Genomic DNA, 13,343 nt, shown 5'->3' with positions numbered 1-13,343 from the left:
GAGAATAACATTGATTTCTTTTATTAGAGGTATACTTTCTGATATTGATGAGAATACAATTATAGTTGAGAATAATGGAATTGGTTATGGTATCAGTTCATCTATGAACACAATTAGACAATTACCTAATATTGGTTCAGAGATTAAACTTGAAACCAAGCTAATTCCAAAAGAAGATTCTCTTACTTTATATGGATTTTGTGATAAGGAGGAGCTTAAGATGTTTGAGCTTCTTCTTTCTGTTAGTGGAATAGGTCCTAAGGGGGCTCTTGCAATTCTTAGCTCGATGACTGTTAGTGATATTCAGTTTGCAGTTGCAGGCTCTGACGCCAAGGCGTTTTCCGCTGTTCCTGGTGTAGGAAAGAAAACTGCAGAACGTGCAATTATCGATCTTAAGGACAAGGTTGATATTATCGGAGCCTTTGAGGCCAAAATCACCTCTGATTTATCTGGCAAAAAGTCGGCAGCCCCAACTACAACAGTCAAGGAAGAGGTCCTTGAAGCTCTTGTATCACTGGGGTACTCTCCAAGTAATGCGGCTCGTGCTTTAGATAAGATGACTATCACAGAATCTACTACTACAGAACAATTGCTTTCAGATACATTAAAGCAAATGTCGTTCTTATAAATGGGGAAAATAAATGTTAAGTAACAAGCAAATAACTTCGACAATAGCAAGTCACGAAGACTTGGTAAATGATAATGCACTTAGACCTAAGACATTTGATGGCTATATTGGTCAGTCAAAGGTCAAAGAGAATATGAAAATCTACATTGAGGCTGCAAAACAGCGTGGTGATGCACTGGACCATGTTTTGTTGTATGGCCCGCCGGGACTTGGAAAGACTACACTTGCTGGCATTGTGGCTGGTGAAATGGGGTCAAACATCAAGGTCACATCTGGTCCTGCTATTACAATTCCAGGTGAGATTGTAGCTGTTCTTATGACCTTAAAGGATGGAGACATATTATTTATTGATGAAATTCATAGATTGTCAAAACCTGTAGAGGAGACTCTATATTCTGCAATGGAAGATTTTGCAGTGGATATTGTAATGGGCAAAGATACTACAGCTCGTTCTATCCATACAAAATTACCTAGATTTACTCTTATTGGTGCAACTACAAGACCGGGACTTCTTTCTGCACCACTTAGAGATAGATTTGGTATTATTGGACACATGGATTACTATACACCAGAGGAGCTTTCTACAATAGTTACAGCATCAGCGGCAAAGCTTGATGCACCAATAGATTATGAGGGGGCATACCAGATAGCCCTTAGATCTAGAGGAACCCCTCGTTTGGCTAATAGATACTTAAAACGAGTTAGGGATTACGCTCAGGTTAAGTTCGACGGTGAAATCACTAAAGAAGTAGCTGCCACTACACTTGATTCTTTAGAGGTGGATACTTTAGGACTTGATAATAACGATAGAAATATTCTTTTAGCCATTATCGAGAAATTTAATGGAGGCCCTGTAGGTCTTGATAATCTTGCTGCAACAGTAGGAGAGGATTCTGGTACAATAGAGGATGTTTATGAGCCTTATCTATTACAAAATGGTTTAATAATTCGTACGCCAAAAGGAAGAGTGGCTACAAAGGTTGCTTATGAGCATTTTAATATGCCTGTTCCAGAAATCTTATAGGTTTTTAATATTCATTTGAAAATCAAAAAGATATATAAATTGTGGGATTATACTCACTCTAAGTCTTGTTTTTAAGGCTAAATATATATATAATTATATTTGAATTTCTGACGGGAGGATGCGTTATGGTTTCCGAAAAGAGCGCAAAGGTGCTTATAGGCGGAAAAGTATATACGTTAAGTGGCTACGAGTCTGAAGAATACCTTCAGAAGATAGCTAATTACATCAATTCAAAACTTGATGAGTTTAATTCAATTGATGATTACAAGCGTATTTCAGCTGACCTAAAGGCCACACTGCTTGAGCTGAATATTGCAGACGACTATTTCAAAGCAAAGACACAGGTCGAATCCCTTGAGTCAGATTTAGAGATTAGAGATAAAGAGATTTACAATCTTAAGCATGATTTAATTTCAGCTCAGTTAAAAACAGAAACTTTAGAAGAAACAATTTCAAAGCTAGAGAGGGAGAATAAAGAGCTTCTTCTCAACAAAACTAAGCTTGAGGCTTCCTTAGAGGACGCGCTTCTAGGTTCGTTATCAGATGATTAAAGAGTCCCATGATTGGGGCTCTAAATTTTTTTATAAAGGATTATTATATGAATCAATTGGAATTATTATCGCCAGCTGGTGATTTACAAATTTTTAAAGCAGTAGTTAACGCGGGAGCAGATGCAGTCTATTTCGGTGGAGATTTATTTGGCGCCAGAGCATATGCCAAAAATTTCACTATAGAGGAGGCCCAGGAAGCTATTAAATATGCTCATCTTCATGGAGCTAGAGCTTATTTAACAGTTAATACACTTCTCAAAAATACTGAAATAGAAAAGAATTTATATCCATATCTAAAGTCTTATGTAGAGGCTGGAATCGATGCTTTTATAGTTCAAGACTTTGGCGTGTTTAATTTCATCAGAGAATATTTTCCAGATACTCATACACACATTAGTACGCAGGCTAGCTTGTGTACTGGCTATGGCGCAAGATTTTTTGAAGAGCTAGGGGCCAAAAGAATAGTTACTGCTAGAGAAATTTCGATTGATGAAATTTCAAAGATTCATCAGATGTGTCCTGATTTGGAAATTGAATCATTTATTCATGGAGCTCTATGTGTATGCTATTCAGGTCAATGCTTGATGTCATCTATTTTAGGTGGGCGTTCTGGAAATAGAGGACGTTGCGCACAACCATGTCGTTTGCCTTATGATGCCTTTGATAAAGATGGCAATAAATTAAATAAAAAGGGACAATATATACTTAGTCCAAAGGATTTTTGTACCATTAATTATCTGCCAGATATGATAAAGGCTGGTGTTAATTCCTTTAAAATTGAAGGAAGAATGAAACAAATAGAATATGCTACTGGTGTTGTTTCTGTATATCGCCATTATTTAGATCAATTTTTGTACAAGGGTGAACGAGGATATAAAGTTACAGAAGAGGACATTAAAAAGCTTTTAGATTTTGGTAATCGTAGTGGTTTTACTGATTTATATTTACATAAACATAATGGACCAGAGATGATTACCTTCGAGGCACCTTCTCATACAAAGGTTGGCGATGTACAGGTAGATATTTCTGAGAGAAAAAGACCTGTAGATTGCCATATAAAAGCATTAATAGGACAACCGTTTACTATTAAATTTATAGACGAAAATGGAAATGAATTTACATCGGTGCTTGGAGAGGTTCAAATAGCTCAAAATAAGCCTACAACAAAAGAAGATATTGTTAAGGCAGCATCTGGTTTAGGTAACACTCCTTTTGCTCTTAATAGCATTAATGTTGATTATGATGACAATATTTTTATTCCATTATCAACTATTAAAAATGCAAGAAGAGATGCGATTGATAAATTATCAGAATTAGTTTCATTAAAGGAGCTTCCAAAGACAGTATTACCTTTTGAGGAGTTAAAAGCTGCTGGAAATATTCCATCAAATAACCGATGCTTTATCACTGTTAAAACAGGTGAACAGCTTGATGCAGTTTCAAAATATAGTTTTGTAGATGCAATTGCTGTACCACAACAGCTATTTGATGATGCCTATAATAAATTCAGGGGCCAGATATATGTTTATCTTCCAACGGTGCTTAGAAGCGAATATATTCCTGATATAAAAATAGATTCTAGAGCCGCTGGCGTTTTGGCTGCTTCCTTTGATCAGCTAGGATACCTTGAGTCTGTAGGCTACCCTAAGGATAAAATGATTCTTGATCATAGAATTTATACCTTCAATAACAGAAGTATAAACAGCTTCGAGAAGCTTGGATATAAACTTAATTGTATGCCATATGAGTTATCACTAAAGGAAATGAATCATCGAAACAATTACAATACTCAGATGATTGTTTATTCTCGTATTCCAATGATGGTAACTGCTAATTGTACGGTTAAAAATACCCTTGGCTGCCGTAAGGCAAATGATGTTATTACATTGGTTGATCGAAAAAATGAAAACCTTACAGTTGCCTGTGATTGCACATATTGCTATAACACAATTTATAACAGTAAGAAGTATTTTGCTTTTGATGTTAAAAAAGAATTAGATAATCTTGGCGTTTTAGAATATCGATTAGACTTTACAGTCGAAAATGCTAAGGAAGTTAAGACAGTTCTTGATGAATACGAAAGAGTATTCATTGAAAATGGAAGCTTTTTGTCAAAAGAAAACTATACTAAAGGTCACTTAAAAAGAGGAGTTGAGTAGTTTTGCTAAATGTTATTACATCCTTTTCACGTATTACAATACTCGTATTCATTGTTGTATTTGCCGTAATAGATTTATTTCAAATGTTTGAATATAAATTAAATGAAGTAGTTGCAAGTGTTTTAGCCACCATTCAAGCTGTAATGCTGGTGCTCTTTTTGGTTAACGCTTCCATAGTTCTTTATATGGCCAAGGAGGATGCTACTGTTTGGTTTTTGTTTGCAGGACTTATAATCTTTTATATCGTATTTTCGATAATTATTAATGTATTTACAAATGAAGAGCATTTTATTTCAAAGGGACTAATTAATAATTGCTTTCTGTTTGTGGCCATGGGCATTGTTACCCTTGAGCGTTTAAAAATTAGTCTTGCAGTTAAACAGTTTATGTCACTTATTTTTGCGCTTGTAATTGCTGTAGCTGTAGTAATTCTTGTGAAAAAAATAGTTATGATAGAACGATTTGTGTTCTATTTTGCGATAATTGGAATCCTATTATTATCCTTAGTAGCCTTTATGGGGCAGGTTGAAAATGGTGCAAAGCTATCTTTGGCAATAGGGAGTCTCAGGTTTCAGCCTAGTGAATTTGTAAAGATAACATTTGTTTTATTTATAAGTGCTTGTATAGCTAACTACAAGGATTTTAGAGGGCTTTTAATTGCCACTCTTGGAACAGCTATCCATGTACTTCTTTTGGTTTTATCTAGAGATTTAGGTATGGCCTTGATATTTGCAGTATGTTATGTGTTTGTAGTATTTATTGCTTACAAAAACTATATAGTCTTATCTGTTGAGCTTGGAGCTGCATTTATCGGTGGCATTTTGGCGTATAATTTATTCCCACATATTCAAACTAGATTTTTGGCATGGTCAGATCCACTTTCTGTTATTGACGATAAGGGCTACCAAATATCACAGTCTTTATTTGCCATTGGTACAGGAGGATGGCTAGGCTCTGGGCTTAATAAAGGGATGCCAAATAAAATTCCTGTTGTAACTAATGATTTTATTTTTGCAGCCATTTCAGAAGAAATGGGAGCCCTAGTAGGGGTGTGCTTAATCCTGTGTTTTTGTGCAACGGTTATAATGCTTTTTAATATGGCATTTAAATGTACTAATAGCTACTACATGCTCGTAGATTGTGGAACAGCAATTATTTTTGCGGTTCAAGCCATATTAAACATTGGAGGAGTGACTAAATTTATTCCTTCTACAGGCGTAACCCTTCCTTTTATTAGTTATGGTTCCAATTCTTTGGTATCTCTTACGGTATCGCTTATGATTGTTTTAACATCAAATGAATTATACAGGGAACGAGTACATCATAGAGGTAGACATGCAAGGTAATAAAAAGAAAATAATCAGAAAAGAAATATATATAGTTGCAGCTTTCTTTGTAATTGTATTTGGAGCTATGATTGGATACTTTGTTATGTATGTAAATAAAGGTTCCAAGGACTTTATATACAATGCTTATAATTCTAGATTTTCAGTTTTTTCTGAAGATGTAAAGCGAGGTAGCATTTATACATCGGATGGAACTGTTATTGCCGAAACCAAAACAGACGAAGAGGGCAATGAAATCAGAGTATATCCTGATGATAGGCTTTTTTGTCATGCTGTTGGATATGTAAATAAAGGTATGGCAGGTCTAGAAGCACAATATACATTTGACCTACTGAAATCAAATATTGAGCTTTCTGATCAAATAGATAATAATCTGGCTGGTGTGAAAAATCCTGGTGATAATTTATATACAACCTTTGATTACAATACCCAGTTGGCAGCTTTTGATGGACTTGGAATGTATGATGGCGCTGTTATTGCCATAGAACCAGATACAGGAAAAATAATTGCTATGGTATCAAAACCAGATTATGATCCTAATACTATTGCTGAGTATTGGGATGACATAACCGATTCTACCAATAACAAATCATCCTTGGTAAATAGAGCTATACAAGGAACATATCCGCCTGGCTCTACATTTAAAATTGTCACAACTATTGCTTATCTAAGGGCCAATGACGGCGATTCTGAGTTTAATTATAAATGCTCAGGCTCTATTAACGTTGATGATTATAAAATTCACTGTAGTGGAAATAAATCCCATGGCACAGAAGACTTATTAAAAGCTTTTTCTAATTCTTGTAACAGTGCATATGCATATATAGGAATTAATCTAGACAGGCAAGAATTTGTAGATACAGCAGAGGAGCTTTTGTTTAATGAAACATTACCTACAATGCTTGAATCTACTAAAAAGTCCAGCTTTAAAATAGATAGTAGTACCTCTGATACTATAGTGGCTCAAACTGCCATAGGACAAGGGGATACAACGGTTTCACCACTACATATGTGTATGCTTGTTTCTGCCATTGCTAATGATGGTGTACTTATGGAACCATATATGGCGGACAAAATAGTTAGTACTGATGGAACAGAGGTCAGTAAGACAGAGCCTGTTGAATACGGTCAATTGATTTCTTCAGAAGAAGCAGAACTGCTACAAAGCTACATGGCAGCTGTTGTAGAAGAAGGAACTGCTGAGAAAGTGGATTTTGGAGATTTAACTGTTTACGGCAAAACTGGAACGGCAGAATATTCCGAAAATAAAAGTGTTACTCATTCTTGGTTTGTTGGTTATGCAGTGGGAGATAATGGCAAAAAGCTGGCTGTTGCTGTAATTATGGAGAGTGCAGGATATGGTAGCAAATATGCAGCACCTCTTGCTTCCAAAGTTTTTGAGGCTTATTTTGAATAATTCTATAAAAAGTCATTGCAATTTCTAATTTGCTTTGCTATAATCCATTTGTTGCGAAAAATCGCACACTTGGTTTTTTGAAATAATTTACAAGGAGGTGCAATCATGGCAAAATGTGCAGTTTGTGGAAAAGGCGCTCATTTCGGTAACAATGTGAGCCATTCTCATAGAAGATCCAATCATATGTGGAAGTCTAATGTGAAGTCCGTTAAGTGTAATGTGAATGGAACACCTAAGAAGTTATATGTATGTACTTCTTGTTTACGTTCTGGCAAGGTTGAGCGTGCTTAATCTTACACGATATTGAAAGTCACTCGAAAGGGTGGCTTTTATTTTTACCATGATTAGTGTATAATTCTCATATCATGACAAAATATGCGAATTTGGAGGTTAAGTTTTATGCAAGGTCAAATGGAAACAGAGCTTGGTAAGATAGTTATAGACACAGATGTAATTGCGACCTATGCTGGTTCGGTTGCTGTTGAATGCTTCGGCATTGTTGGTATGGCAGCTGTTAATATGAAGGACGGCTTGGTTAAGCTACTTAAAAAAGATTATTTGAATCATGGAATTAGTGTAAATATCTCTGAAGATAATTCTATTTCTATTGATTTTCATGTTATTGTTTCATATGGTGTTAGCATCGAGGCTGTGGCAGAGAATCTCATTGAAACAGTTAAGTTCAAGGTATCTTCATTTACAGGTTTAACTGTAGATACCATCAACATTTACGTTGAAGGCGTAAGAGTTATAGACTAAGGAGGCAATTTATAGTGGAGATCCAAACTATTGATGCGTCTTTGTTAGCAAAGATGTTTCTTTCGGGAGCAAAGAATCTCGAGGCTAAAAAAGAATGGATTAATGAGTTGAATGTATTCCCTGTTCCTGATGGAGACACGGGTACAAATATGACAATGACTATTATGTCTGCAGCTAATGCAGTTGCAGAGCTTAATAATCCTGACATGAAGACATTAGCTAAGGCTATTTCTTCCGGCTCTTTAAGAGGAGCTAGAGGTAACTCTGGTGTTATTCTTTCTCAGCTTTTCCGTGGACTTACAAAGGTCATGGGAAACTATGATGAGGTTACAGTAGATATCCTTTGTGAGGCTTTTGAGAAAGCTACACAGACAGCATACAAAGCTGTAATGCAGCCAAAGGAAGGTACAATTCTTACTGTTGCAAAGGGCGCAGCTGACAAGGCAGCTTCTATGAAGGGAAAGACAACTGATATTGTAGAGTTTGCTGAGGCAGTTATTGCTGAGGCTGAGGCAGTTCTTGCTAAGACTCCAGATATGCTTCCTGTATTAAAGCAGGCAGGTGTTGTTGACTCAGGCGGACAGGGACTTGTATGTGTACTTCAGGGCGCTTATGATGCTCTTATTGGCAAGGAAGTTGATTATACTCTTGAAGCAGCTGAAATCACTGTTTCAAAGCCATCAAAATCTAAATATACAGTTGAATTTATTGTTGAGTCAGATGCACCACTTGCTTCATATCAGCTTAAAGAAATCAAGGCAAAGCTTGAAAAAATTGGTGTAGGCGAGATTTCTGACATTACTATTACTGAGGATGGAGCTGATGCACCAGCACTTGAATCAGAGTCAAAGCCAGCTTTCACTGAGCCAGCTAAAGAGATGGGATTCGTTTCTATCGCTACTGGTGAGGGGCTTACAAATATCTTTACAGAGCTTGGCTGCGATTATATGATTCCTGGTGGACAGACTATGAATCCTAGTACAGACGATATTCTTAGCGCTGTAGCAAAGGTTAACGCAAAGACTGTTTTTGTTCTTCCAAACAACAAAAACATTATTCTTGCTGCTAATCAGGCAGCTGCAATTTGTGAGGATAAGAAAATCGTAGTTATTCCTACAAAGACTATTCCTCAGGGAATTACAGCTCTTATTTCATTTGCGGCTGATGCTAGCGTTGAAGATAACGAAGCAGCAATGTGCGAAGAGATTGCTAATGTTAAAACAGGACAAGTTACTTATGCAGTCCGTGATACAATGATTGACAATAAGGAAATCAAAAACAACGACTGGATGGGTATGGGTGATTCTGGACTTCTTTCTGTAAATGCAGATATTAATGTTGCGTTTAAAGAAATGATTGATCAGATGGTATCTGAAGATTCTTCTGTTGTCTCAATTTATTGGGGCGAGGGTAGTGATCAGGCACAGGCAGAGGCTCTTGGTAATGCTATCCAGGAGAAATATCCAGACTTAGAAGTTGAGATTTCTGAGGGTGGTCAGGCTGTTTATGCCTATATTGTTTCTGTGGAGTAACAATTTTAAAAGTAATCTTTTAAAATTGAATCTATGACATTGCAGGCAAGTCATAGATTGGCACCATGCCTGCGGCAAGGCACATTAAATGGAATTGTTGTCACCAATTGACACTATAAAGGGCGTTGGAGAAAAGACAACTAAATTATTGAATAAGTTAGGAGTATATACCATTGAGGATATACTCCTTTTTTTTCCGCGCACCTATTTAGTTTATCCTAAGCCTCAATTGCCTAATAAAGATTTGGTTAATTCGCTAGTGAGTATAAATGGAAGGATAAAAACTTCCCCAAAGGCATTTAGGTCGAAAAGTCGAATCGATGTGCTTTCGGCTACAGCCTTTTGTGAGAATATTCCTGTAGACTTAGTGTGGTTTAACTCCAATTATCTTAAAAGTTCCATGGAACCTGGGAAAATATATATTTTCTATGGCAGATTGATTTTTGATAATGGTAGATATAAGATTTCTCAACCACAAATATTTGACACACAAAAGTACGAGGAATTAAGAAAAGAAATCCAGCCTATTTACCATTTGACAAAAGGGCTTAGCAATAATACGGTTTTAAAATCTGTCAAAACAGCCTTTGAACATTGTAGCTTAAATGATAATAGGCTTCCTGCTGAAATAGAAGCAAAGAATAATTTTATGAGTTATTCTAAAGCAGTGTATACTTATCATTTTCCTAGTGATTTTGATTCACTTGTTAAAGCTAGAAGGCGTCTTGCATATGAGGAAATGTTCTTTTTTATATTGAATTCTCGTTTGCAAGAAAACAAAGGTGTATCCTTTGAAAATACATTTTCAATCACTCATCATCCAGAAACTGATTTATTCAAAGAAAAATTGGCGTTTAAATTGACTGGTGATCAGAATAAGGTTTTGAGTGATATTATTGATGACTTAACAGGCGATTATATTTCTCAAAGATTAATTCAAGGTGATGTAGGCTCAGGAAAAACTATAGTAGCTTTTTTAGCTATGCTAGATGTTGCTTTATCTGGATATCAGGCTGCTATTATGGCACCTACTGAAGTACTGGCCAAACAACATTACGAAAGCTTTAAAAACTGGATCGATGATTCGGAATTTGATATCCCAGTTGCATTATTTACTGGCTCGATGAAGGCTTCCGAAAAGAAAGCCATGCAGAAGCTTGTTGACGAAAATGAAAAGTGTTTGATTATAGGAACCCATGCATTGATATCAGAAGGACGTGAATTTGGGAATCTTGCTCTTGTAATTACTGATGAGCAGCATCGATTTGGAGTTCAGCAGCGTGATAAGCTTTCTTCAAAGGGAAATCATCCTCATATAATTGTTATGTCTGCTACGCCTATTCCGAGAACTCTTGCGATGATTCTTTACGGAAATATGCATGTTTCGGCAATCAAAGAGCTTCCAGCAAATAGATTGCCTATTAAAACCTGTGTTATAAAAGAAAGCATGCGCAAAACAGCCTACAAATTTGTTTCTGATGAGATAGAAAAGGGGCATCAGGTTTACATTATTTGTCCTTTGGTTGAGGCCTCTGAAACAACTGAGGCTCAAAATGTTATAGATTACAGTAAGAAAATTAAAGAGGTCTTTAAAGAGAAATATTCAATTGGCGTTTTGCACGGAAAAATGAAGCCGACAGAAAAGAATCAGGTTATGGCGGAATTTGCAAAGGGCGAAACTCAAATCTTGGTTTCTACAACTGTTGTAGAGGTTGGAGTAAATGTACCTAATGCTACAGTTATGATGATTGAAAATGCCAATCGATTTGGTCTAGCGGCTCTTCATCAGCTGCGAGGCAGAGTAGGGCGAGGAGATGCCCAGAGTTATTGCATTCTCATGAACTCTAGTAATGATAATCATGAATCTGAAAGACTTAATATTATGCTGAAATCTAATGATGGATTTTTGATTGCTAGAGAAGATTTGAAATTAAGAGGTCCAGGTGATATGTTTGGCGTAAGACAAAGTGGTGAATTTAGCTTTAAAATAGCTGATATTTATCAAGATGCTGATGAACTTGAGCTTGCTTCTTCGGATGTAGACGAAATTATAAAAGAAGACCCAAGCTTAGATAATCATCTAGAACTTAGGTCTACCTTAAATTTATTCCTGGCTAATCAGTTTTACGTGCTGTAAGGTTGGGGTTACAACCATTGAATAGTTAGTATAATAAACTACAAAGCCTGCTACTGAGTTAGCGGGCTTTTTTACGTTCTTCTTTTGGAGATAATCGATTTCAACTTTGTCAGTATCTCTTCCGGAAGAATAGTACGCAGCGAGTTCTGCGGCGTATTCATAGCTACTATCTGGCAATTCTTTGCCTTCAGTTTTAACGATTACGTGACTGCCGTGTATCTTTTTGGTATGGAACCACCAATCGTTTCCGGTGGCAAATTTGAAAGTAAGCTCATCGTTTTGGTAATTGTTTTTGCCAACATATATATGAAAACCGTTATCATCAACAAAATGTAGTGGCTTACTTTTTTTAGATTTTTCTTTTTTGCCGTTTGTATGCTTCTTTATAAATCCATGATCAGAAAGCTCTCGTCTGATATCAGCTAGATCTATTTCGGTTTCTGCAATATTTAACGAAACCTCGATAGATTTCAGAAGTTCTAATTCATCTCTGGATTGTTTTATGTAAGTGTCTAATGCTTCGGCGGTACGTTTTAATTTTGCATACTTGTCAAAATATTTTTTTGCATTTTCTGAGGCAGATAAATCTGGATCAAGAGGAATGGTCAACTCTTCATTGGTGTAATAATTAATTACTGTAATAGATTTATCCTTTGGTTTTGCTTCGTAGCCATATGTATGAAGCAGCTCGCCGTATATTTTGTATTTTTCTCTCTTTTGCGTATCCTTTAATTGCTTTTCTTGTAAATCTAATTTTTTTGATGCACGCTCAATGTGATTTGAAATTATCTTTCTCAAATCAGTAGATTTTTGACGAATATTGGTATATGCATTTCGTTTTGCATAAAATTCTGATAAGACCTGAGACATTGTTTCGTAATTTTTACATTCCATGTCTGAATACATATCAAGTTGAATTGGAGCGTATTCTACAGGGTTTCCTTTAATAGGATCAATGTAGATTGAATAATTATGCTCATCGTTAATTGAATAATCTATTAATTCCTTGAATGAGTTATAAAGAGCCTTTTTGTGCTCATCAAATAAAGAGGCACAGCTAGAATCTGAATCGATTTTGCTCCTATAGCAAATTTCGTTAGCAATAGTAGGGCTTATGCCGATAAAAGAAGACATGATTGCTTTAAATACTGATTCACTTCGCTTTAGAACTGTATTTAAGAAATATTCTTCAGAAACATTGAAGGGATTTACTTTACCTTCTTGTGCAGGAATAAAATAATCTCTGCCAGGCAAAACCTCTCTTACTGAACTAACTGATGCTGGAATGTGTTTGATCGCATCCAAAATCATATTGTCTTCGTTGCAGAAAATGATGTTGGAGTGCTTGCCCATTATCTCTATGTATAGGTATTTATAGGTAATGTCACCCATCTCATTAAGATGCTGTATTTTGAAACGAACAACACGTTCCATTCCCATTTGGGAAATTTCAATTATTCTGCCCGCGCCAATATGCTTGCGAAGGAGCATGCAAAAGCCCGGAGCAACAGCAGGAGCAGTTTTATTTGTATCTGTAATATACATGAATGGAAGAGAAGCGTTAGCAGAAATTAAAAGCCTTTTATTTCCACTAGCTGTATTTATTGTAATCAATAACTCCTCGCGTTCGGGCTGCGAAATTTTATTTATTTTTCCGTTCAAAAGATTTGCTTTAAATTCATGAACAAGGAAGCTTATTGTATAGCCATCTAATGCCATTATTTCACTTTGTCCTTTCAATCTATAATTGACTATTATTGTATCTTTAATTATAATTAAATACAACTATG

Annotated in this window: 11 protein-coding genes; 10 read left to right on the top strand and 1 reads right to left on the bottom strand. The window is 35.9% G+C overall.

Annotated elements, in window-relative coordinates:
- Nucleotides 1–10: 10 nt before the first annotated feature.
- The 10 genes from ruvA (at nt 11) to recG (ending at nt 11,553) form a co-directional block, all read left to right on the top strand.
- Nucleotides 11–628 carry a Holliday junction branch migration protein RuvA gene (gene ruvA, locus E7276_RS00925; RefSeq protein ID WP_294212544.1) on the top strand — a complete coding sequence of 206 codons (618 nt, stop codon included), beginning with the start codon at nt 11–13 and terminating at the stop codon, nt 626–628.
- Between the two features lie 13 nt (nt 629–641).
- Nucleotides 642–1,652, top strand: coding sequence for a Holliday junction branch migration DNA helicase RuvB (ruvB, locus tag E7276_RS00920; RefSeq protein WP_294212542.1), 1,011 nt, complete (start codon nt 642–644; stop codon nt 1,650–1,652).
- 125 nt (nt 1,653–1,777) lie between these two features.
- A complete protein-coding gene (locus E7276_RS00915) occupies nt 1,778–2,203 on the top strand; it encodes a cell division protein ZapA (protein WP_294212541.1) in 426 nt (141 codons plus the stop codon).
- 47 nt (nt 2,204–2,250) lie between these two features.
- Complete coding sequence (locus tag E7276_RS00910; RefSeq protein WP_294212539.1) at nt 2,251–4,362, top strand: peptidase U32 family protein; 2,112 nt, start codon at nt 2,251–2,253, stop codon at nt 4,360–4,362.
- Between the two features lie 2 nt (nt 4,363–4,364).
- Complete coding sequence (locus tag E7276_RS00905) at nt 4,365–5,708, top strand: FtsW/RodA/SpoVE family cell cycle protein (RefSeq protein ID WP_294212538.1); 1,344 nt, start codon at nt 4,365–4,367, stop codon at nt 5,706–5,708.
- On the top strand, nt 5,698–7,125 hold the full coding sequence (locus tag E7276_RS00900) for a peptidoglycan D,D-transpeptidase FtsI family protein (protein ID WP_294212535.1): 1,428 nt from the start codon (nt 5,698–5,700) through the stop codon (nt 7,123–7,125). The genes E7276_RS00905 and E7276_RS00900 overlap by 11 nt, the downstream gene beginning before the upstream one ends.
- 105 nt (nt 7,126–7,230) lie before the next feature.
- Nucleotides 7,231–7,416, top strand: a complete 186-nt coding sequence (rpmB, locus tag E7276_RS00895) for a 50S ribosomal protein L28 (RefSeq protein ID WP_015549663.1) — start codon at nt 7,231–7,233, stop codon at nt 7,414–7,416.
- Nucleotides 7,417–7,524: 108 nt separating this feature from the next.
- Nucleotides 7,525–7,884, top strand: a complete 360-nt coding sequence (locus E7276_RS00890) for an Asp23/Gls24 family envelope stress response protein (protein WP_294212532.1) — start codon at nt 7,525–7,527, stop codon at nt 7,882–7,884.
- Between the two features lie 14 nt (nt 7,885–7,898).
- Nucleotides 7,899–9,416 carry a DAK2 domain-containing protein gene (locus E7276_RS00885; RefSeq protein ID WP_294212530.1) on the top strand — a complete coding sequence of 506 codons (1,518 nt, stop codon included), beginning with the start codon at nt 7,899–7,901 and terminating at the stop codon, nt 9,414–9,416.
- Between the two features lie 88 nt (nt 9,417–9,504).
- The gene (gene recG / locus E7276_RS00880; protein ID WP_294212527.1) at nt 9,505–11,553 is read left to right on the top strand and encodes an ATP-dependent DNA helicase RecG; all 2,049 of its coding nucleotides are present in this window, start codon (nt 9,505–9,507) and stop codon (nt 11,551–11,553) included.
- On the opposite strand, the gene E7276_RS00875 is transcribed toward recG, so the two are convergent.
- The gene (locus E7276_RS00875; RefSeq protein ID WP_294212526.1) at nt 11,521–13,272 is read right to left on the bottom strand and encodes an Rqc2 family fibronectin-binding protein; all 1,752 of its coding nucleotides are present in this window, start codon (nt 13,270–13,272) and stop codon (nt 11,521–11,523) included. The two genes, recG and E7276_RS00875, sit on opposite strands and share 33 nt — an antisense overlap.
- Nucleotides 13,273–13,343 lie beyond the last annotated feature (71 nt).

Origin of the sequence: Pseudobutyrivibrio sp., assembly GCF_015057185.1 — a bacterium.
Lineage (GTDB): Bacteria > Bacillota > Clostridia > Lachnospirales > Lachnospiraceae > Pseudobutyrivibrio.
The sequence above is the reverse complement of the archived record's forward strand: the minus strand, read 5'-3'. Positions and strand labels throughout refer to the sequence as shown.